Genomic DNA, 21,177 nt, shown 5'->3' with positions numbered 1-21,177 from the left:
CATAAAACGAATAAAGGAAGCGCATCATGAAACGGATGCTGATTAACGCGACGCAGTCTGAAGAACGCCGCCTGGCCATTGTGGACGGCCAGAAGCTGCTGGACTACGAGATCGAGATCGAAGGTCGCGAACAACGCAAGGGCAATATCTACAAGGCCGTCGTGACTCGCGTCGAGCCATCTCTTGAAGCCTGCTTTGTGGACTATGGCGAAGACCGCCATGGCTTTCTGCCCTTCAAGGAAATCTCCAAGCAATACTTTGCCGAAGGCGTTTCGCCCAGCCAGGCCCGCATCAACGACGTGATCCGCGAGGGTCAGGAGCTGATCGTCCAGGTCGAAAAGGAAGAGCGCGGCAACAAGGGCGCAGCCCTGACCACCTTCATCTCGCTGGCCGGCCGCTATGTGGTGCTGATGCCCAACAACCCCCGTGGCGGTGGTGTTTCGCGCCGCATCGAGGGCGAGGACCGCGCCGAGCTCAAGGAGGCCATGGACCAGCTCGAGTACCCCAAGGGCATGTCCATCATTGCGCGCACCGCCGGCATCGGCCGCTCGGCTCCCGAGCTGCAGTGGGACCTGAACTACCTGCTCAAGCTGTGGAGCGCCATCGACGGTGCCGCCAAGGCCTCCAAGGGCGCCTTCCTGATCTATCAGGAATCCAGCCTGGTCATCCGCGCCATCCGTGACTATTTCAACAACGACATCGGCGACATCCTGATCGACACCGATGACATCTACGAACAGGCCCAGCAGTTCATGGCACATGTGATGCCTGAGCATGCTGCCCGCGTCAAGCGCTACCGCGACGACGCGCCCCTGTTCTCTCGCTTCCAGATCGAGCACCAGATCGAGTCCGCCTATTCGCGCACCGTGACCCTGCCCTCGGGCGGTGCCATCGTGATCGACCATACCGAAGCCCTGGTCTCCGTGGACGTGAACTCGGCCCGCGCCATCAAGGGCGGCGATATCGAGGAAACCGCGACCCGCACCAACCTCGAGGCAGCCGACGAAGTGGCGCGCCAGATGCGCCTGCGCGACCTGGGCGGCCTGATCGTGATCGACTTCATCGACATGGAAGAGGCCAAGAACCGCCGCGAAGTGGAAAACCGCCTGCGCGATGCCCTGCGCCAGGACCGCGCCCGCGTGCAGTTCGGCACCATCAGCAAGTTCGGCCTGATGGAAATGAGCCGCCAGCGCCTCAAGCCCGCCTTGTCCGAGGGCGCCCACATCAACTGCCCGCGCTGCGGCGGCTCCGGCCACATCCGCGACACTGAAAGCTCGGCGCTGCAGATTCTGCGCATCATCCAGGAAGAGTCCATGAAGGACAACACGGCCGCCGTGCACTGCCAGGTGCCCGTGGAAGTGGCCTCCTTCCTGCTCAACGAGAAGCGCAGCGAAATCACCAAGATCGAGCTCAAGCAGCGCGTCAACGTGATCATGGTGCCCAACAAGTCCATGGACACGCCGCACTACAAGCTCGAGCGCCTCAAGCACGACGACTCGCGCCTGGAATCCATGGAAGCCAGCTACAAGCTGGCCGACGAGCCCGAAGAAGTGACCACCGTCACTCGCCGCTCGCAGGAGCCGACCAACAAGCAGACTCCCGTCATCAAGGGCGTGCTGCCCGATGCTCCCGCGCCGATTGCCGAGCCTCGTCCACCCCGCCAGCCTCGCACTGCAGCTGCGACGCCCGCTCCCGTAGCGGCCCGCCCCGTGGTGCGCGAGCAAGGCTTCTTTGCCTGGCTCAAGAATCTGTTCGGTTTTGGCGCACCGGCTCCCGTGGCAGCGCCCGCGCCAGTGGTCGAAGCACCCGCCCCGGCCGCCCGTGAAGGCAGCCGCGACGGGCGCCGAGGCGAAGGCCGTGGCGGTGACCGCAACCGCCGCGGCGGTGACCGCAACGAACGTGGCGACCGCAACAGCGCGGAGCGCACTGGCAGCGAACGCGCGGACCGCAACAACCGCCGCAATGCCCAGGGCCGTGATGAGCAGCAACGCAACGAGCGTCCCGAGCAGCAACAGCGCCAGGACCGCCCCGAGCGCGGCAGTCGCCGCGGTGGCGAACGCAACGAGCGCCGCGACGACCGCCAGCCCCAGGTGGCAGAAGCCGCGCTGAATGGCGAAGAGTTCAACGCAGCTCCCAAGCCCGAGCGCAACCGCCAGGAGCGCGGTGAGCGTGCGGAACGCAATGAGCGCAGCGAACGCGGTGAAGGCCGCCGCGAGCGCCAGAATCGCAACGCCGATGCCCAGCCCGCCATGCAGGCCGTGGCCGACGAAGCGGTGCTGAACACCGCCCAAGCTGAAGGCTCTGACGCTCAGGTGCAGGATGGCGCACAAGGCGGCGAGGCTCGCGAACCCCGCCAGCGCCGTTCGCGTGACCGCTATGGCCGTGACCGCCGCGACCGTGCACCGCGCGATGCCCAGGCAGAAGAGCAGTCTGCCGAGCAGACAGCCGAAGCCCAGGCTCCGGTCGAAGTGCCTGCCGCAGACGCTGGCGAGCAGCCGGCACGCCGCAGCTACTTTGATGCTGTTGCACCTCAGGCTCAGGCAGAGCAAGCGCCTGTTGCTGCACAAGTGCAGGCACCCGTGGCAGCAGAAGCCGTGGTAGCAGTTGTCGCTCCTGCGGCAGAGCCCGCCCAGCCCGTGCAGGCAGCGCCTGCGGCGGCTGCAGAGCCTCAGGCTGCCGCAGCCGAGCCTGTGGCTGAAACCGTGGCTCCTGCCCCCGCTGTCACAGCGCCCAAGGCACAGAGCTATGCGCTGCCGATTGCCGAACTGCAAGCCCTCGCAGCCGCATCGGGTCTGGAATGGATCAACTCCGATGCAGAAAAGATCGCCGCCGTCCAGGCTGCGATTGCCGCCGAGCCCAAGCCCGTGCGCATTCCTCGCGAGCGCCCGCCCGTGGTGGTACTCGACGAAGGCCCGCTAATTCTGGTCGAGACCCGCAAGGATCTGAGCCTGATGCAGCTGCCGTTCGAGAAGGAAGAACAGGCTGCAGGCGCCAACGCTTAAGCAGACTGCCTTCCGGCACCACAGGGCCAAGGGGACTGTCCACTTCGGTGGATGGGGCCTTGGCCCTTTTTCATGCGCCCTTTCTTTGATTGAGTGAACGTCAAGCCATGTTGTTTCTGATCTCTCCGGCCAAATCGCTGGACTATGAAAGCCCTATTTCCGCCGAGCTGCCGCACACGCTGCCGGTGTTCAAAAAGCAGCCCCTGGAACTGATTGAGGTGCTGCGCGAGAAGTCGCCCCAGCAGATTTCCGAGCTCATGAGCATCAGCGACAAGCTGGCCGTACTCAATGTGAGCCGCTACGAAGCGTTCAGTGCCAGGTTCACCGCAAAGAACTCGCGCCAGGCCGTGCTGGCCTTCAATGGCGATGTCTACGAAGGTCTGAATGCAGCCAGCCTCAAGCCCAGGGAGCTGGACTGGGCCCAGGAGCATGTCGTGATCTTGAGTGGCCTCTATGGCGTGCTGCGCCCGCTGGACCTGCTGCAGCCCTATCGCCTGGAGATGGGCACCCGGCTGGAAAACGCCAAGGGCAGCAACCTCTATCAGTTCTGGGGAACCCAGATTGCCGACTATCTGAACGAGCGCAGTAGTGCGCAAGCCGAGCACGGTGACGCCCATGCCGAGCGCATCGTCGTCAACCTGGCGTCTCAGGAATACTTCAAGGCCGTGGATCTCAAGGCACTCAAGGCCCCCGTAGTCGAGTGCGTTTTCGAGGACTTCAAGGGCGGCAAGTACAAGATCATCAGCTTCCATGCCAAGCGCGCGCGCGGGCTGATGGTGCGCTGGGCCGTGCAGCACAAGGCCAGGAAGGTGGCAGACCTGCGCAAGTTCGACCTGGAAGGCTATGCACTGGCCGAGCAGGCCAGCACGCCCGGCAAGCTGGTGTTCCGCCGCAAGCAGCAAGACTGACGCTGCGCATTGAAATCGGCATCAGTGCACACTAGCATTGTCGACATGAGCACCTCCACCCAAGACGAGTTCGTCACACCTCCCGGCCTGACACCCGAGCTGATGCAATGGGTGCGAACACAAAGCGCCTCTGGCGTGCCGCTGCCATCGCTGCTGCAATCCATGCGCAAGGCAGGCTGGGCCGAGCATCTGGCGCGCCGCGCGCTGGCTCTGCCCGAAGAGGGTGAACTGCCCTTGCCTTTCGCAGCAGCCCGGCCCGAAGTCGAAGTAGCAGTGCAGGTCCATGAGTCAGGCGTTCCCGAGCCTGATCTGCTGACCGATCCCTGCTGCGTCCATGCCGGCGATCGCGATGTCCATGTGCTGATGAGCGTGCGCCACCCGCGCGTGGTGGTGTTCGGCAACCTGCTCTCCAACGAGGAATGCGATGCCATCATCGCAGCTGCCCGCCCGCGCATGCAGCGCTCGCTGACCGTGGACAACCAGAGCGGCGGCGAGGCCGTCAATGACGACCGCACCAGCAATGGCATGTTCTTCCAGCGGGGCGAGAACGATCTCATCAGCCGTGTGGAGCAGCGCATCGCACGCCTGCTGAACTGGCCGCTGGAAAACGGCGAAGGCATGCAGGTGCTGCACTACCGGCCAGGCGCCGAATACAAGCCGCATTACGACTACTTTGCCCCCAACGAGCCCGGCACGCCAACCATACTCAAGCGTGGCGGCCAGCGCGTGGGAACCCTGGTCATGTATCTCAACGAGCCTGCACGCGGCGGCGCAACCACCTTTCCCGATGTAGGGCTGCAGGTCGTGCCGCGCCGTGGCAATGCCGTATTCTTCAGCTACAACCGGCCCGAGCCGGCGACCAAGACCCTGCACGGCGGCGCTCCCGTGCTGGAGGGCGAAAAATGGATTGCAACCAAGTGGCTGCGCGAGCGAGAGTTCAAGTAAAAACAGGCTCTATCCATTACCCATAAAGCGCCAGCAGCTATCTTTTTTACTGCTGGCCATTTTGTTTTTGAATCATGCACACCCCTGAACAATCGCAGCTGGGCAAAAGCTCCGCCTATGTGGACCAGTACGACGCGTCCCTGCTCTTTCCCCTGCCACGCCTCGCCAAGCGCGAGGAAATCGGCGCCGCCGTCAACCCGCCGTTCTTTGGCGCCGATCTGTGGACCGCATTCGAAGTTTCCTGGCTCAATCTGCGCGGCAAGCCTCAGGTGGCGCTGGCGCATTTCACCATTCCCTGCGAAACGCCCAACCTGATCGAAAGCAAGTCCTTCAAGCTGTATCTGAACAGCTTCAACAACACCCGCTTTGCCGACGCCAGCGAGGTGCTGGCGCGACTGCGCAGCGATCTGTCCGAAGCCACCTGGCGCGGCAGCCAAACCCAGGGCAGCGTGGGCGTGCGGCTGCTGGAAGCGGATCAGTTCGATGCCCAGCAAGTGCATGAGCTCGATGGTCTGCTGCTGGACCGCCTCGATGTGGAGTGCACCCGGTACACGCCGGCTCCCGAGCTGCTGCGTGCCAACCACGACGAAGCACCCGTCAGCGAGACCCTGGTCAGCAACCTGCTCAAGAGCAACTGCCTGGTCACCGGCCAGCCCGACTGGGGCAGCGTGCAGATTCAATACAGCGGTGCGCAGATCGAGCAGGAGGGTCTGCTGCAGTACCTGGTGAGCTTTCGCAACCACAACGAATTCCATGAGCAATGCGTGGAGCGCATCTTCATGGACATCTGGAGCCGCTGCAAACCCATCAAGCTGGCCGTCTACGCGCGCTACACGCGCCGCGGCGGTCTGGACATCAACCCCTTCCGCACCAGCCACCCGGGCGCCCTGCCCGCCAATGTGCGTACGGCACGCCAGTAGCACCGGCACGACCCCATCAAGGGCAGCAAGCAAGGGGCGGCCCGCTGCAAGGCTGCCGCCCCCTCAGGGGGAAGCCGCGAAGCGGCTCATGGGGATCAATTCTTCCATGGGCAGTCATCCTGCCCCAGCAACGCCTCTGCATAGCGCAGATCCTGAATGCGCAGCCACAGCCCGTTCATGCCCTGGCGCAGAGGCTCGACGGCAGCACGCGGCCAGGTCTGTGCCACCACCAGCTGACGCGCCGCTGCGGGCTCCGACTGGGGCTTGTGAACCGCGCTGGCCTCGCCCTGCAGCGCCGCCTCGTCAGGCAAGGGCAGATCCTGCCAATGCAGGCCCTGGGCATCCCAGCCCTGCAGCACCGGCATGCGCGCCTTGAGCGTCAGCGTGCGCACTTCCTTTTCCACCGGGTTGAGCCAGTGCAGTTGCCATTGACCCAGTTCGCCATAGCGTGTCTCCACCGGCTCCAGCAAGGCCCAGCCTTCGCCTGAAGGATGGGGACAGGCGCAGGGCCCGACACCGCAGAACGCCAGGCCGCTGCGCGTCATGATCACGCCGTCCTTGCGAGGCTCATCATGCTGCCAATAGTGGTTGACGCGCTCGTTCACACCGCCCCACCACCAGACGGTGTCGCCGCGCACATCATCGCGCCAGACATAGTCGCCGTCGGCGCAGGGATGCTGAATCTGCCTCACCTCGCGCCAGCGCGGCAGCAACTGCCAGCGCCCTTGCGCATCGGGCGCCAGTTCACGCTCGGAGTAAAGCGGGCGCCAGTCGGGTCTTGCCAGATGGCTGGCCGATACGGACTGCAAAGGCCAGCGCCAGGATGCGGTCGAGGGGTCCCAGTCCTTGTCCGCCAGACTGGCCGTCAGCGCTAGCACGCGCAGGCGAGCGGCCATGCCGCCCTTGACCGACGGCACAGCGGCCAGCCGCACCACGGGCCAGGGCAGGTCCACGCTTTGCAGGCGCTCCCCGTCCCAGACTTGCAGGCTGCCGCTACCACCGCGAATCGGTGCACGGCCGTGCGGCATGAGAATCGCCCAGCGCCCCTGCACGATCACGTGTTCCAGTGCCCAGGTGCCGGGCAGATGGCGTTCGCCCCATTGCAGGTTGTAGGCCGCCGTTTCGCCCAGCTCCTCTCTGGCGGGCTTGGACAGGGTCCAGATCAGGCGCTGCCCCTTGAGCGGCTCGCTCTGCGCGCGCCACAGTGCGGGCTGCGCCGGATCACGCAGCCAGTCGAAGCACAAGGGAAGCGAGGGTTTGAGGATGGGCAGGCCATCGCGCTGATGGGCAGCGCAGACATCCACCTCGCTCATGGCGCAGCTGATGCTGGTGCCGTCGTGCAGGCGCTCGGTCTCGGGCGTATCGAGCTGCACCCTCTGCAGCAGCAGGTCATTGAGCCAGCTCAGCGGCAAAACCGCTGGCGCTTGCGGCTCGCTCGGCGGCTCAAGATCCGGCAGGCCCAGGGCCCAGGGCTTGCGATCCTCTGGCATCAACTCCGGCCATTGTTGCCAGCCTCGCTCCATGGTCCAGACGGCCAGCCGCAGGCTGGCCTGGCTGGCATCGCCCTGGGTGGGGTAGGCATAGAGCGCAAAGGCCTGGGCATCGGCACGCCAGACCATGCTGTGGCTCTCATCCAGCCCCCAGGGCTGGGCGGACTCACCCAGCATCAGCTGCCAGTGCGGATTCTGCAGCGGAGCCATGGGGTAGCGCAGCTTGCGCAGCGAAGCCGGCCAGTGGCGCTGCAGCAGCACCGGCGGCACCGGGCTGGGCTGAGCCGGTTGCGGCAGAGTCGGCATGGGCCGGGCGACTTCGGCCGGCAGGCAGTCTGCCGGCACCCAGAGATCCACCACCTGAAGCAGGGGCTGTGGCTGCGCAGCCATATGCTCGCCCAGCCAGGCCTCGAAGCTGGCATCGGACATGATCACATGCGCATCATCGGCAATGCCGCTTTCGTTGATGCTCTCGCCGCTCCAGCGCGGCATGCGCCAGTGGATGGCATCCAGCAGCTCACCTTCGGGCTTGCTGATCACCCAGCTGCGACGTGATTTGCGGTCGACCAGATGCGCAGCCTCGCTGTCATAAAAGCCCGTGCGCAGCCAGCGCCCGTCATAGGAGGTGTGCATGTCCATCTCCCAGACATGGGGCAGGTAGACGCCGTCCGCACACAGCACATCGCCATAGATGGGGCCGCCCATGCCGCGCTCGCCCTGAGGACGAAAATTCACATCCCTGCTGGCCTCTGACGCCGTATCCGCCTGCGCCGCAAGCTCTTGATCGGAGAGTGTCTGCGCCGCAACCTCCGATGCAGCTCTGGCCTGGGCCATGGACGGCTCGGCCTCCTGCCCGGCAGTTGCAGACGACGCGGGTCTGGCGTCAGCGCGCAAACGCGATATCAGCCAGATCAGCACACACAGGGCCAGCGCCGCAATGGCGATCAGGGTCAGCACAACACTCATGCCGCAATCCTACCGAAAGCCGATGTGAAAAAGGCAGCTCCACGGCTGCCTTTTCAGAGCAAGACCACAAAAGCCTAGAGATGGAACACGTCCACCGAACGCTCCAGTGTCTTGGCACTCTGGCGCAGCGATTGCGCGGCGCTGGTCGACTGCTCCACCAGGGCCGCATTCTGCTGGGTCACAGAGTCCAACTGGGCCACGGCCTCGTTGACCTGGGAGATGCCTATCGACTGCTCGCGTGTGGCAATGCTGATCTGGTGCACCAGGGAGCCGACCTTGTCCACGGCCTGCACCATGCCGTCTATGGTCTGGCCTGCGGCACGCATGCGCGCATTGCCGTCGTTGATGCCGTCGACCGTGCGGTTGATGAGCACGCTGATCTCCTTGGCCGCTTCGGCGCTGCGCTGGGCCAGTGCCCGCACCTCGCCCGCCACCACGGCAAAGCCACGGCCCTGCTCGCCAGCCCGCGCTGCTTCCACAGCCGCGTTCAGCGCCAGCAGATTGGTCTGGAAGGCAATGCTCTCGATCACACCAATGATCTCGCTCATGCGGGTGGAAGAGCCGCGGATATGTTCCATGGCCAGTCCCACTTCACTGATGGCTGCGCCGCTGCGGCTGGCCACCTTGCTGCTCTCGTCGCTGGCACCGGCCATGAACTGTGCCGTATCGGCCGTCTGCGACACGGTGCCCGAAATTTCCTCCATCGAGGCCGCCGTCTGCTGCAGGCTGGTGGCCTGCGACTCGGTACGCCCTGCAAGATCGAAACTGCTCTGGGCAATTTCATGGGCGGTCTGGGCAAAGCCTTGCACCTCGGTACGCACATCCCCCACCACGGCGCGCAGATTGATCTGGATCTGCTGCAGTCTCAGCATCAGCGCCCCCACGGCGCCGCTGTAGCTCTGGTTGCATTCGGTGCTCAGATTGCAGGCCGCCACATCGGCCGCAAAGCGGCTGGCCTCCTCCAGTCCCGCCACGCAGCGCCGTTGAAAGCGCCACAGCACGAATGCGCCGCCGGCCACCAGACTGGCAGCACGCCAGCCCCAGGTCGCCGCGCCCTGCCAGCCCAGCATATCGGGCAGCATGGTGATCAAGGCCACGATGGCCAGCAGCCAGGCCATGCGCGCCACCAGGCCCACATCCTTGCGACCGTCCCACCAGCCCATCAGGCCCAGGCGGCGCACCGCGCCTGCGCGCAGGCGGAAGCTGGCCTGTGCCTGCTTTTCCTCGTTGCTCATGCGCGCGTACAGCGCTTCGGCTTCGGCCACCTCCCTGGCCGAAGGCTTGGTACGCACTGACAGATAGCCGCTTGGCTTGCCGCCTTCCATGATGGGCGTGACATTGGCGCGCACCCAGTAGTGGTCGCCGTTCTTTCGGCGGTTCTTGACCAGTGCCGTCCAGGGATAGCCATGAGCAATGGTGCGCCACATATCCTTGAAGGCAGCAGCCGGCATGTCGGGATGGCGAATCAGATTGTGCGGCTGGCCGATCAGCTCTTCGTAGGCGTAGCCGCTGACGCGCACGAAGGCCGGGTTGCAATGGGTGATCTCGCCCTTGGTGTTGGTGCTGGAGACCAGCAGCTCGTCACCCGGAAAGTCGTAGTTTTGTTGAGATACCGGCAGGTTCAGGCGCATGCTTTGCACTCCTCCAATAGGCCTATGTAGTTTTTGTTCGAGAGTGAGCGATCAGGCATCCCGTAGTCAGCTGGTTAACCAGATACACAAATTCACACTTGAATCATCGCACAGCGATGATTCCCGTGGCCCCAAGCTCAGAACAGAGATGCGGTATAGGGATCAGAATGCTTGACCGAGGTCAAACCATGAGGTCTGAGCAGCAGCTCTCTTGCCACCGGATCGTGGGCGCTGGCCTGCCAGAGCTGCTCGGCAATCAGGCCCGAGACCTTGACCCCCAGCAGCCTGATGCGTTTGCCAAGCGGTACGCGCTTGAGGCATTGGCCTGCGGCCAGGCGGATGGCGGCCGCATCCTGTATCGGCAGGTTCAGGGTCTGGTCCCGCGTGGCGATTCTGAAGTCGTCATAGCGCAGCTTGATGCCCACGGTGCGCCCCACATAGCCCTTGCGCCGCAGATCCTCGGCCAGCCGCTCGCACAGGTCCGTGAAGATGGCACCCAGCTCGGCCTTGTCGCGCACGGCATGCAGATCGCGCTCGAAGGTGGTCTCGCGGCTCATGGACACCGGTTCGCTCTCGATCACCACGGCGCGCTCGTCCCGCCCCCAGGCCGACTCGTGCAGCCAGTGGCCATAGCTTTTGCCAAACCAGTGCAGCAGCTGCGGCAGGCTTTGCGAGGCCAGGTCGCCGATGGTTTCTATGCCCAGGCTCTTGAGCTTGGCATCGGCCTTGGGGCCTATGCCGTTGACCTTGCGGCAGGCCAGCGGCCAGATCCGGCTTTGCAGGTCTTCGGGCTGGACGATGGAGATGCCGTTGGGCTTGTTGAACTCGCTGGCCATCTTGGCCAGCAGCTTGTTGGGCGCCACGCCGACCGAGCAGGTCAGGCCCGTGGCGTCGAAGATGGATTTCTGGATCAGTCGGGCCAGCACGCGTCCGCCTTCGCGCTGGCCGCCCGGCACGTCGGTGAAGTCGATATAGACCTCGTCCACGCCGCGGTTCTCCATGAGCGGCGCAATCGACACGATGATCTCTTTGAAGGCCCGCGAAAAGCGCCGGTACTCGGCAAAGTCCACGGGCAGAAGAATCGCCTGCGGGCACAGCCTGGCGGCCTTCATCATGCCCATGGCCGAGCCCACGCCGAACTGCCGCGCCGCATAGGTGGCCGTGGTGATCACGCCGCGCCCCGTGTAATCGCGCAGCAGCGGAAAGTCCGCCACCGGGATCTCGGACAGCGGCCGCCCCGCGTGCCGCGCCAGCAGCTCCTCGTCAAAGCTGCGCCGCCCGCCGCCGATCACCACCGGCAGCCCCTTGAGCTGCGGGTAGCGCAGCAGCTCCACGGAGGCGTAGAACGCATCCATGTCCAGATGCGCTATGCGCCTGGATCTGGGCTCGGGGCTGGTGGGAAGATCGCTCACAGTGCCGATTTTGCCTGCGCTGGCAAGAGACGGCATCCATGCATTAAACAAGCACACACGCACCTGAAAACAGCAAGCAGCAGCGTGACCTCAGCCCTGCTGCCTTCAGCCTCCCGCACAGAAAAGAGGAAGGCTCAGACGGTCTCAGGACGAAACCTTGCCCTGCTTGATGTCTTCGAGCTCGTCAAAGCGCATATCGGCATAGCTGATCCAGGTCTTGCGCTTGACCAGCCAGTAACCCAGCCAGAACAGCAGAAACAGCGGAATGCCCAGATAGGTCGAGACCACCCCGCCCCAATCGATGCGTTCTTCCAGGAATGCTTGGTAGTTCTGGCCCAGCGTCACCACCAGACACAGCACGAAGGCAAAGATGGGGCCGAAGGGGAAGGCGCCGGCCTTGTAGGGCAGCAGGCCCACATCGTGACCATGCATGACATAGCCGCGACGGAAACGGTAGTGGCTGACGGCAATGCCCAGCCAGACGATGAACTCCGTCATGCCGGCCAGATTCAGCAGCCAGATATAGACGGCCTGCGGGCTGTAGAGCGAGGAAAACAGGCACAGGCTGGCAACCAGCGTGCTGCCGATCAAGGCTACCAGCGGCACGCCGTTCTGGGTCAACCGGGAGAAGATGCGCGGCGCATTGCCCTCGGTCGCCATGTTGTAGAGCATGCGCGTGGCCGCATACATGCCCGAGTTGCCGGCCGACAGGACCGAGGTCAGGATCACCGCATTCATCACCGTGGCCGCCGACAGCAGGCCTGCGTGCTGGAACACCAGCGTGAACGGGCTCACGGCGATATCGGCCACATCGGTGCGCAGCAGTTGCGGATCGGTATAGGGAATCAGAAAGCCGATGACGACAATCGCCAGCACATAGAACAGCAGGATGCGCCAGAACACCTGGCGAATCGCACGCGGCACGTTCTCGCGCGGGTTCTCGGATTCTCCTGCCGCCACGCCCACCAGCTCTGTGCCCTGGAAGGAATAGGCCACGATCATGGCCACGCCCACAAAGGTCGCGAAATTGCCGACGAATGGCGCATCGCCCGTGGTCCAGTTCTCGAAACCGGGCACATGGCCGTTGCTGATGATGCCGAACAGAATCAGCACGCCGGTGATCAGAAAGGCCACCACGGCCAGCACCTTGATCAGCGCGAACCAATATTCGGCCTCGGCAAAGCCGCGCGCGGAAAACGCGTTCAGCCCCACCATCAGCAGCAGGAACAGGCCGCTCCATAGGATGCCTGGCACATTGGGAAACCAGTAGGCCATGACCAGTTGCGAGGCCACCAGGTCCACCGCCACCACCACAGCCCAGCTGAACCAGAAGTTCCAGCCCAGCGCAAAGCCGAAGCCGCGATCCACATAGCGCGAGGCATAGGTCGAGAAGGAACCGGCCACCGGCATGAAGGCAGCCAGCTCGCCCAGGCTGGTCATGATGTAGTACACCATGATGCCGATGAGCAGATAGGTGAGCACGGCTCCGCCCGGGCCGATCTGGGCAATGGCCGAGCCGGAGGCCACGAACAGGCCCGTGCCGATGGCGCCGCCAATGGCGATCATGCTCAGGTGGCGCTGCTTGAGCACCCGGTGCAAGCGGGGCTGCTTATCGTCACCATCGCCAGTCGGCGCGAGCTGCTGGCTTGAGTTGGGTTGGGACATAAATGTCTTGTTGTAATGGTTTGCGCCCATCCAGACAAAACACCCAACCATCCCGCAGGCGCTGCGACAGGCAACGCAAAAAGGCGACCATGACGGTCGCGGTCAACAAGGACAAAGGAACGAAGCCATGACAGCAGAACGCCATGGCGGATAGGCCAGTTGCATCCTGAATCGGCAGCCACCCCAGTCGGGCGCTTCAATGGCAAAGCGGTGATATCGCCGGGCCAATTGACAGGCAAAGACGATATTTTGCCCAAATACACCAACCTCCATAAGCCGCTGTGCCAATGCAGGGGCTGACTCTGGGGCTGCTCGGGCGTACTTGACAGAGCTTATTGCTATGAACTTAGAAGCACATTGCTATTGAATACATTCATTTTCAAAGGCAAAAAATCAATATTTCATTGAAGGATAAGCGGTAAGTGCTATCAAATATCGCAGACCCGACATGATCAGCCATGGCCGCCCCCTGACGCAGAACTCTAGTAAACCCGTATATCCAGGCGCCGCCGTTCTTCCTACATTTGCCCACAGGCTCTCAGCCCGGTGATGCCGAGAGAGACTGCAGCGCAAACTTGGCGCATGCAGCGCCGAAGGAGCAACCGCCCCGGAAACTCTCAGGCCAAAGGATCGGCATCGCTTTCACACACTCTGAAGAATGTCCGGACGTCATCGTCCGCCGGGCATACCGAAGGAGCAAGCGAGCAGCGCCGCAAGGCCCTGCCTCGTGAATCTCTCAGGTCCAGAACAGAGGGGGCGTCCGCTGCGCATGTTGCGCACGGGCTCCACCCTTGACGCATCTGGAATCTGAATCATGAAGACAATCGCCGTCATCGGCGGTGGCATCACGGGCGTGACCACCGCCTACGCCCTCGCACGCCGCGGATTTTCCGTCACCCTGTTCGAGAAGCAGCGCTATGCCGCCATGGAGACCTCGTTCGCCAATGGCGGCCAGCTCTCGGCCTCGAACGCCGAGGTCTGGACCCATTGGTCCACCATCGTCAAGGGCCTCAAGTGGATGCTCAAGAGCGATGCTCCGCTGCTGCTCAACCCCAAGCCCAGCTGGCACAAGATTTCCTGGTTCTGCCAGTTTCTCGCTGCCATCCCCCATTACGAGAAAAACACCGTGGAGACCGCCAGGCTGGCGATTGCGGCACGCGAGCACCTGTTTGACTGGGCAGCCAGCGAAGGCATTGACTTCGATCTGAAGCAAAAAGGCATCTTGCATATCTACCGCGACCGAGCAGGCTTTGAGCATGCGGGCAAGGTTTCCCAGTTGCTGGCCAAAGGCGGGCTGGAGCGCCGCGCCGTCACGCCCGATGAAATGAAGGCCATCGAGCCGACCCTGTCCGGAACCTTCTATGGCGGCTACTTCACCGAGAGCGACTCCACCGGCGACATCCACAAGTTCACCAGCGGCCTTGCCGCCGCCTGCGAGCGACTGGGCGTGCAATGCCGCTACGGTCAGGAAATCGTGTCGGTGGACAGCAATGGCAAGCAGGCCAGCGTGACCGTGCGCCAGGGTCTGGAAACCGAAACGTCGACCTTCGACGCCATGGTGGTCTGCGCAGGCACGGCCAGCCGCGCGCTGGCCGCCCAGCTCGGCGACAGCGTCAACATCTACCCGGTCAAGGGCTATTCCATCACGGTCAATCTGCCGGACGAAGCCAGCCGCGCCGCAGCTCCCTTGGTGAGCCTGCTGGACGACGAGACCAAGCTGGTCACCAGCCGCCTCGGCGAAGAGCGCTTCCGAGTTGCCGGTACGGCGGAGTTCAACGGCTACAACAAGGACATCCGCGCCGACCGCATCCGCCCGCTCATCGAATGGGTGCAGCAGTGCTTCCCGGGCGTCAGCACGCGCAGCGTCGTGCCCTGGGCGGGCCTGCGCCCCATGATGCCGGACATGCTGCCGCGCGTGGGCCCTGGCAACAAGCCCGGCGTGTTCTACAACACCGGCCACGGCCATCTGGGCTGGACCTTGTCGGCCGTCACCGCCGACATGGTCGGCGATGTCGTGCTGCAGTCCATGGGCAGCGCCAGCAGGCAGTCCCGGCCGGCCACGCTGACCACCGCCAGCGCCTGATAGCTAATTCAAGGAACTGCACCAACAAGCACGGCATCGCGCATCGTCGCTGCAGAAAGCTATTGATTCAGAAGCTTCTTGCGCTTTCTCATGTTTGATTTCAAAGACTTTTAGCTTTGAAAATGAGCACAGACAAGCGCAGGTAGCTCTTGAAATCAGAGCTGCAGACAGATCAGCACCAGGCCCAGCATCATCAGCGCCATGCCCAGCTTTTCCGTCAATGAGAGCTTCTCGCTGAACACCTTGCGCGAGACGATATAGCTGAACACCACCTCCACCATGCCCAGGGTGCGCACGGCAGCGGCCCCCTGCATGGCATAGGCGGTGAACCAGGCCAGCGATGCCGCAGCGCCCATGCTGCCGGCCAGCAGCGAGATGCGCCAGGCCTTGAAGATGGGACGCAGGCCCTGTTCATGGGTTCTGGCAATCCAGGCGCTCATGACGACAGACTGCATGGTCTGCGCGATCAGCACGCCCAAGGCCCCGGACAGCCAGGGCGAGCTCACGCCCAGTGTTGCGATCTCGACCGCGCCGCCGCGAAAGCCCACCGTGGCCAGCGCAAAACAGGCGCCGCAGATCAGCCCGTAGACCGAAGATTTGCTGGTCCAGGCCGAGAGCGTGAACAGTTGCCCGCGCGGCGGCAGCGACAGCATCAGCACGCCCACCGTGGCAAGCACCATGGCCAGCAGCGCCAGCCGGGTCGGCAACTCGTGCAGGAACATGGCGGCAAACAGTGCCACCTGCAGCACCTCGGTCTTGGACAGCGTGACCGCCACGGCAAAGTTGCGCTCCTTCATGGCCATGAGCAAGGCGACCGTGGCTGCGACCTGAAAGAGCGCACCAAGCGCAATCCAGCCCAGATAGGCGGCGCTGAACTTCGGCAGCACCAGGGAAGGATCGCCCAGCGCATACAGCGCCAGCAGATAGACGGCGGCGAACGGCAGGCCGTATAGAAAGCGCACCAGCGTGGCCGGCAGCGTACCGACCTGCGCCGTCAGCGAGCGCTGGGCTGTGTTGCGCACCGTCTGCGCCGCCGCCGCAAACAGCACCACTCCCACCCACAAATATTCCATTCCTATGCCCGACATGACACGCCTTCTCTTTCGTTAGCGCGCCAGCATAGCGCCGGCTGCCGGGCGGCGCTGACGTGATTCGTGCAGTGCACCCGCTTGAGCCAAGGCGACGCGAAGCGCGAGAGGCAACCGTCCTGATGGCGAGGCCTGCTTCCCCGCAAATAAACCACATATCCAGACCATTGCTGCATCTTTAGCTACAATTTCAGCCGGGTGCCCGCCGCACAAGGTGGCGATGGCAGGTGAATGTTCATGCGCAGGTCGGGCCGCCAGCGCGCCAGTCGTCTAGCAATGCAGACGGCACCAGCAGGCATTGCCTCAGGTGCAGCACGCCTTCAGAGCACGACTTCAGACACCTACCAACTCATGGACCCACAAACACTTGTGCAGGCCCCTGCGCCTTCTGCATCCCAGAATTCACCCCGCATCCCCGCGCTGCAATCCGCCACCGAGCGCGTGCAGGCGCAGATCTCGCACCTGCTGCATATCGAATCCTTTGCCGGCATGGTGCTCATGCTGGCCGCTGCAGCAGCCCTTGTCTGGGCCAACTCCGCTGCGGCTCCAAGCTACTTTGCACTGTGGCATGCCCCCGTCGCGCTGACGCTGGGCCCATGGAGCTTCAGCACCGATCTGCATTTCATCGTCAACGACGTGCTGATGACGGTGTTCTTTCTGGTCGTGGGCATGGAGATCCGTCGCGAGCTGCACAACGGCGCGCTGGCCAGCCTGCGCCAGGCCAGTCTGCCCCTGATCGCAGCCATCGGCGGCGTGGCCGTACCCGCACTCATCTACGTGGCCCTGGCAGGCAACGACAGGACGCTGCTCAACGGCTGGGCAATTCCGACGGCGACCGACATCGCGTTTGCCGTGGGCGTGCTGGCCTTGCTGGGCCGCAATATCCCGGGTGCACTGCGTATCTTCCTGCTGGCCCTGGCCATCATCGACGACATCGTTGCCGTGCTCATCATTGCTTTCTTCTACTCCGGCGGCCTGCAGGCCATGGGCTTTGTGGTTGCCGCAGCCGGCGTGCTGCTGGTGCTGCTGTTCAACCGCATGGGCATTGCCGCCGCGCCCCTGTATGTGCTGCCCGGCGCCATTCTCTGGTTCGGCCTGCTCAAGACCGGCGCACACCCCACCCTGGCAGGCGTGGTGCTGGGCCTGATGACGCCCGTGTTTGCCCGCCCTGCCCCCATGCCGCTGCTGATCACGGCACAGACGGCCATGCGCAAGGCTGGCGAGCAGGTGCTCAGCGGCCGGCCCGATCCTCAGCACCTGCTGCAGGAGCTGCGCACCGCCCAGCTCGCACAGCGCGACCTGTTGCCGCCCGCTCTGCGCCTGCCCATGATTCTTCATCCCTGGGTGGCTTTTTGCATCATGCCCATCTTTGCGCTGGCCAACGCCGGCGTGCAGTTCTCGGACATAGACCTGAGCGCTGCCGCACCGCAGACCACGGCCATGGCCGTGCTGCTGGCCCTGGTGCTGGGCAAGCCCCTGGGCGTCTTCATCTGCACCTGGATGGCCGTCAAGAGCGGGCTGTGCAGCCTGCCCGAGGGCCTGAACTGGCGCGGTGTGCTGCTGGTGGGTCTGCTGGCCGGCATAGGCTTTACCATGTCCATCTTTGTCGGGGGCCTGGCCTTTGCAGATGCGAAGCTGCTGGGCGCGGCCAAGCTGGGCATTCTCGCAGGCTCGGCCATGGCAGCCTTGCTGGGGCTGGGCTATGGATTTGCCATGCGCAAGCGCCTGCAGCACGCATAAGCACTTCTCGATCACAATGCCCGGCCGGGCTCGGGGCTGACAAGCGCCCCTGATCAACAAGCTGCAGCCGCCAGACGCGATGAGCGACTGGCGGCTGCAGTTCGTTAGGTGACTAGAATGCCTCCTCGCTCTGGCCCGCAATTCCGGACATCTGAATGCCTGCGCCATGAAGGGCGCCGACTGATGCTCCAGAAGTTCCAGGCCCATAACTGGCGTGAATCAACGATGGCCCGATGGTCGGCGCTCTCACCGTGCCGCTTCGCGGAACGCCCACGCTCTGCCGACTGCTGAACCGTGGGTCCGCCCGGGCATTCAGGGCAAGACATCAGGGCAGTCTCAAATCAAGGTCCGCCTTGCTGTTGCAGGCGGGGCACAGCATATCTACCGCAAAACATCAGAAGAAATGCACAAAAAAATGGCTCACCTTTACTCCGCTGCCGCATTGTTGCTCGCCAGCACCTTGGCAATGGCTCAGCCAGCGGACCTGCTGCACAAAGCGCAAGCGGGGGATGCACAGGCACAGCTGGATCTTGGCCAGATATACGTGGAAGGCCGTGGCGTGGCGCAAAGCGACGAGAGAGCCGCTCATTGGTTTGGTCTTGCGGCAGCACAAGGCAATGCATTGAGCCAGAGCAATCTCGGCCTGATGTATGACCGAGGCCGTGGCGTGAAGCAAAGCGACCAGGAGGCCGTCAAGTGGTATCGCCTCTCGGCAGCGCAGGGCGAGGCCAACGGCCAGTTCAATCTGGGCGTCATGTACGAAGACGGCCGCGGGGTGGAGCAAAGCGATCAGGAAGCCGTCAAGTGGTATCGGCTTGCAGCCGCGCAGAACCTTCTCGATGCCCAGTACAACCTGGGGCTGATGTATGTCAGCGGCCGGGGGGTGGAGCAAAGCGATCAGGAAGCCGCCAAATGGTTTGGCATAACGGCCGCCAAGGGCCACGACTCGGGCCAGGCCAACCTCGCCGTGATGTATGCCACCGGTCGCGGCGTGCCGCGCGACGAGAAGGAGGCAGCCAGACTGCTGGGCCTGGCCGCGGAACAGGGCAATGCGACGGCCCAGGTCAACCTCGGAACGATGTTTGAGGAAGGCCGGGGCGTCAAGCGCAGCCTGTCTCAGGCCTATTTCTGGTATTGCCTGGCGGCCGCCCAGGGCCTGGAGGACACGGTGTCGCTGCGCGATGCAGTCGCACGAAAGCTCAAGCCTGCAGAGCGCGCCACCCTGGACAAGAAAATCAGTGCCTGGAAACCCAAGACGACAAATCGCTGAATTTGCGCGTTCGAAACAACAACTCCCTATCGACAGGCGATCCATGAAAAAGCAATTCAGCCATCTTCTTTGCGCAGCCGCCCTGCTGCTCTCCGGCCCTCTGGCCATCGCGCAATCGGACGACCTGCTGCAAAAAGCCCAGGCGGGCGATGTCCAGGCGCAGTTCAAGCTCGCGGCGGTCTATCTCACGGGCCGCGGTGGACCCAAGAATGATGACGAAGCTGCCAAGTGGTTCATGCTGGCCGCAAAGCAGGGCCACGCCGAAAGCCAGGCCAATATGGGCCTTTTGTACGGCCGCGGACGCGGCGTGCCGCAAAGCGATGAAGAGGCCGTCAAGTGGTATCGCCTGGCGGCAGAACAAGGCGATGCCGATGGCCTGTTCAACCTCGCCGTGATGTATGACGACGGTCGCGGCGTGGCTGAGAACCCGGAAGAAGCCGTCAGGCTGTATCGCCTTGCCGTGGCACAAAACCATGTCTCTAGCCAGAGCAATCTCGGCTATATGTACGACCATGGCCGTGGCGTGGCGCAAGACAGCAAGGAGGCCTTCAAGTGGTACATGATTGCGGCAGAGCAAGGAGATGCCAATAGCCAGTTCAACGTGGGCTCCATGTATGCCTTGGGCCGCGGTGTCAGCCAAAGCTGGCCCCAGGCCTATTTCTGGGCGCTGTTGGCAGCCAAGGACGGCGAGAAGGATTCGGCCAGGCAGCAGGAAATCATTGCCAAGAAATTGAAGCCGGCGCAACGGGCCAAGATCCAGCAGCAGGTGCAGGAGTGGAAGCCCAGGGCCGGCAACTCCTGACCTCCGGCCAGTGGTCGCGGCGGCTTGCAGCGCAGCAAGCCGCTGACAACACGGATCAGATCACTGCAAACGGCTTGGGATAGGTGCCTGGCAACAGAATCTCTTTGCCGACATGGTTGATATTGGTGTGCCCGCAGAAGGCCATCGTGGTGTCGAGCTCCTTGTGGATGATCTGCAGTGCCTTGCTCACGCCGGCCTGGCCATAAGCGCCCAGACCATAGAGGAAGCTGCGACCTATCATCGTGCCTTGCGCACCCAGTGCGCGGGCCTTGAGCACGTCCTGACCACTGCGAATGCCGCCATCCATCCAGACTTCGATGTCCTTGCCCGCAGCCTCTGCAATCGACGGCAAGGCTGCAATCGAAGAAGGCGCCCCGTCAAGCTGACGGCCGCCATGGTTGCTGACCACCAGCGCGTCGGCACCACTTTGTGCCGCCAGTCGCGCATCCTCGGCATCCATCACGCCCTTGAGAATGATCTTGCCGCCCCAGAGCTTCTTGATCCATTCCACATCGCTCCAGTTCAGTGACGGATCGAACTGATCGGCCGTCCAGGACGACAGCGAGGACACATCGCCCACACCATCCACATGGCCGACGATATTGCCGAAGCTGCGGCGCTTGGTACCCAGCATTCCCAGGCACCAGTGCGGTTTGGTCGCCAGATTGATGAGGTTTGCCAGCGTGGGCTTGGGCGGGGTGGACAGGCCGTTCTTGATGTCCTTGTGGCGTTGCCCAAGGATCTGCAGGTCCAGCGTCACCACCAGCGCCGAGCAGTTGGCCGCCTTGGCACGATTGATCAGGCGCTCCATGAAGGCCTTGTCGCGCATCACATAAAGCTGAAACCAGAACGGATGACGATCGGTGTGCTCGGCTATGTCCTCCAGCGAACAGATGCTCATGGTGGACAGCGTGAACGGCACGCCAAAGGCCTTCGCGGCCTTGGCTCCAAGAATCTCGCCATCGGCATGCTGCATGCCCGTCAGGCCCGTGGGCGCAATCGCCACCGGCATGGCGACCTCCTCGCCGATCATGGTGGTGCGCGTGCTGCGCCCTTCCATGTTCACGGCCACACGCTGACGCAGCTTGATGGACTGGAACTCGTCTTCGTTGGCCCGGTACGTGCCCTGGGTGTAAGAGCCCGAATCGGCGTAGTCATAGAACATGCGCGGCACACGACGCTTGGCCACCACGCGCAGGTCTTCGATACAGGTGATTTTGGAAAGATCGCTCACGACTTCTAGCCTTGTAATTGG

14 protein-coding genes and 1 riboswitch are annotated in these 21,177 nt (G+C 63.4%); of the genes, 8 read left to right on the top strand and 6 right to left on the bottom strand.

Going from position 1 to position 21,177, the window contains the following annotated elements:
- Positions 1-26 precede the first annotated feature (26 nt).
- The 4 genes from DFO48_RS07160 (at position 27) to queF (ending at position 5,775) form a co-directional block, all read left to right on the top strand.
- Entirely contained in the window at positions 27-3,002 is a 2,976-nt protein-coding gene (locus tag DFO48_RS07160; protein WP_114862966.1) for an Rne/Rng family ribonuclease, read from the top strand.
- Between the two features lie 107 nt (positions 3,003-3,109).
- A complete protein-coding gene (gene yaaA / locus DFO48_RS07155; protein ID WP_114862965.1) occupies positions 3,110-3,910 on the top strand; it encodes a peroxide stress protein YaaA in 801 nt (266 codons plus the stop codon).
- 45 nt (positions 3,911-3,955) lie between these two features.
- Positions 3,956-4,855 (top strand): 2OG-Fe(II) oxygenase, encoded by a 900-nt coding sequence (locus tag DFO48_RS07150; protein ID WP_114862964.1) that lies wholly within the window; start codon positions 3,956-3,958, stop codon positions 4,853-4,855.
- A 74-nt stretch (positions 4,856-4,929) separates the two neighbouring features.
- On the top strand, positions 4,930-5,775 hold the full coding sequence (queF, locus tag DFO48_RS07145; protein ID WP_003076681.1) for an NADPH-dependent 7-cyano-7-deazaguanine reductase QueF: 846 nt from the start codon (positions 4,930-4,932) through the stop codon (positions 5,773-5,775).
- A 95-nt stretch (positions 5,776-5,870) separates the two neighbouring features.
- Here the strand turns inward: queF and DFO48_RS07140 are convergent, their stop codons facing one another.
- The 4 genes from DFO48_RS07140 to DFO48_RS07125 all read right to left on the bottom strand — a co-directional run bounded on the left by DFO48_RS07140 (position 5,871) and on the right by DFO48_RS07125 (position 12,939).
- Complete coding sequence (locus DFO48_RS07140) at positions 5,871-8,231, bottom strand: hypothetical protein (protein WP_114862963.1); 2,361 nt, start codon at positions 8,229-8,231, stop codon at positions 5,871-5,873.
- Positions 8,232-8,305: 74 nt separating this feature from the next.
- Positions 8,306-9,862, bottom strand: coding sequence for a PAS domain-containing methyl-accepting chemotaxis protein (locus tag DFO48_RS07135; protein WP_114862962.1), 1,557 nt, complete (start codon positions 9,860-9,862; stop codon positions 8,306-8,308).
- A 137-nt stretch (positions 9,863-9,999) separates the two neighbouring features.
- On the bottom strand, positions 10,000-11,217 hold the full coding sequence (gene dinB / locus DFO48_RS07130) for a DNA polymerase IV (RefSeq protein WP_233506355.1): 1,218 nt from the start codon (positions 11,215-11,217) through the stop codon (positions 10,000-10,002).
- A gap of 201 nt (positions 11,218-11,418) precedes the next feature.
- The gene (locus DFO48_RS07125) at positions 11,419-12,939 is read right to left on the bottom strand and encodes an amino acid permease (protein WP_114862961.1); all 1,521 of its coding nucleotides are present in this window, start codon (positions 12,937-12,939) and stop codon (positions 11,419-11,421) included.
- A 543-nt stretch (positions 12,940-13,482) separates the two neighbouring features.
- Positions 13,483-13,582, top strand: a riboswitch (glycine riboswitch).
- A gap of 171 nt (positions 13,583-13,753) precedes the next feature.
- Between DFO48_RS07125 and DFO48_RS07120 the strand changes: the two genes are divergently transcribed.
- The gene (locus tag DFO48_RS07120) at positions 13,754-15,022 is read left to right on the top strand and encodes a D-amino acid dehydrogenase (RefSeq protein ID WP_114862960.1); all 1,269 of its coding nucleotides are present in this window, start codon (positions 13,754-13,756) and stop codon (positions 15,020-15,022) included.
- 155 nt (positions 15,023-15,177) lie between these two features.
- Here the strand turns inward: DFO48_RS07120 and DFO48_RS07115 are convergent, their stop codons facing one another.
- A complete protein-coding gene (locus DFO48_RS07115; RefSeq protein ID WP_114862959.1) occupies positions 15,178-16,110 on the bottom strand; it encodes a DMT family transporter in 933 nt (310 codons plus the stop codon).
- A 351-nt stretch (positions 16,111-16,461) separates the two neighbouring features.
- Here DFO48_RS07115 and nhaA point away from each other — a divergent pair, with 351 nt between their 5' ends.
- From nhaA to DFO48_RS07100, 3 genes are all read left to right on the top strand, one after another.
- The gene (gene nhaA, locus DFO48_RS07110) at positions 16,462-17,850 is read left to right on the top strand and encodes a Na+/H+ antiporter NhaA (protein WP_114862958.1); all 1,389 of its coding nucleotides are present in this window, start codon (positions 16,462-16,464) and stop codon (positions 17,848-17,850) included.
- A 415-nt stretch (positions 17,851-18,265) separates the two neighbouring features.
- Positions 18,266-19,120, top strand: coding sequence for a tetratricopeptide repeat protein (locus DFO48_RS07105; RefSeq protein ID WP_233506342.1), 855 nt, complete (start codon positions 18,266-18,268; stop codon positions 19,118-19,120).
- A gap of 43 nt (positions 19,121-19,163) precedes the next feature.
- On the top strand, positions 19,164-19,922 hold the full coding sequence (locus DFO48_RS07100; protein WP_114862957.1) for a tetratricopeptide repeat protein: 759 nt from the start codon (positions 19,164-19,166) through the stop codon (positions 19,920-19,922).
- Positions 19,923-19,977: 55 nt separating this feature from the next.
- Here DFO48_RS07100 and DFO48_RS07095 read toward each other — a convergent pair whose 3' ends face one another.
- On the bottom strand, positions 19,978-21,156 hold the full coding sequence (locus DFO48_RS07095) for an alpha-hydroxy acid oxidase (protein WP_034364828.1): 1,179 nt from the start codon (positions 21,154-21,156) through the stop codon (positions 19,978-19,980).
- Positions 21,157-21,177: the final 21 nt, after the last annotated feature.

This window comes from Comamonas sp. AG1104 (assembly GCF_003350425.1).
Lineage (GTDB): Bacteria > Pseudomonadota > Gammaproteobacteria > Burkholderiales > Burkholderiaceae_C > Comamonas > Comamonas testosteroni.
This window is presented reverse-complemented; position numbering and strand designations above follow the sequence as displayed.

Coding starts and splice junctions, on each gene's coding strand:
- queF (WP_003076681.1), top strand. CDS start 4,930: ATGCACACCCCTGAACAATCGCAGCTGGGCAAAAGCTCCGCCTATGTG.
- nhaA (WP_114862958.1), top strand. CDS start 16,462: ATGGACCCACAAACACTTGTGCAGGCCCCTGCGCCTTCTGCATCCCAG.
- DFO48_RS07160 (WP_114862966.1), top strand. CDS start 27: ATGAAACGGATGCTGATTAACGCGACGCAGTCTGAAGAACGCCGCCTG.
- DFO48_RS07150 (WP_114862964.1), top strand. CDS start 3,956: ATGAGCACCTCCACCCAAGACGAGTTCGTCACACCTCCCGGCCTGACA.
- DFO48_RS07140 (WP_114862963.1), bottom strand. CDS start 8,231: ATGAGTGTTGTGCTGACCCTGATCGCCATTGCGGCGCTGGCCCTGTGT.
- DFO48_RS07105 (WP_233506342.1), top strand. CDS start 18,266: ATGGCTCACCTTTACTCCGCTGCCGCATTGTTGCTCGCCAGCACCTTG.
- DFO48_RS07100 (WP_114862957.1), top strand. CDS start 19,164: ATGAAAAAGCAATTCAGCCATCTTCTTTGCGCAGCCGCCCTGCTGCTC.
- DFO48_RS07115 (WP_114862959.1), bottom strand. CDS start 16,110: ATGTCGGGCATAGGAATGGAATATTTGTGGGTGGGAGTGGTGCTGTTT.
- DFO48_RS07125 (WP_114862961.1), bottom strand. CDS start 12,939: ATGTCCCAACCCAACTCAAGCCAGCAGCTCGCGCCGACTGGCGATGGT.
- DFO48_RS07120 (WP_114862960.1), top strand. CDS start 13,754: ATGAAGACAATCGCCGTCATCGGCGGTGGCATCACGGGCGTGACCACC.
- dinB (WP_233506355.1), bottom strand. CDS start 11,217: ATGGATGCGTTCTACGCCTCCGTGGAGCTGCTGCGCTACCCGCAGCTC.
- DFO48_RS07135 (WP_114862962.1), bottom strand. CDS start 9,862: ATGCGCCTGAACCTGCCGGTATCTCAACAAAACTACGACTTTCCGGGT.
- yaaA (WP_114862965.1), top strand. CDS start 3,110: ATGTTGTTTCTGATCTCTCCGGCCAAATCGCTGGACTATGAAAGCCCT.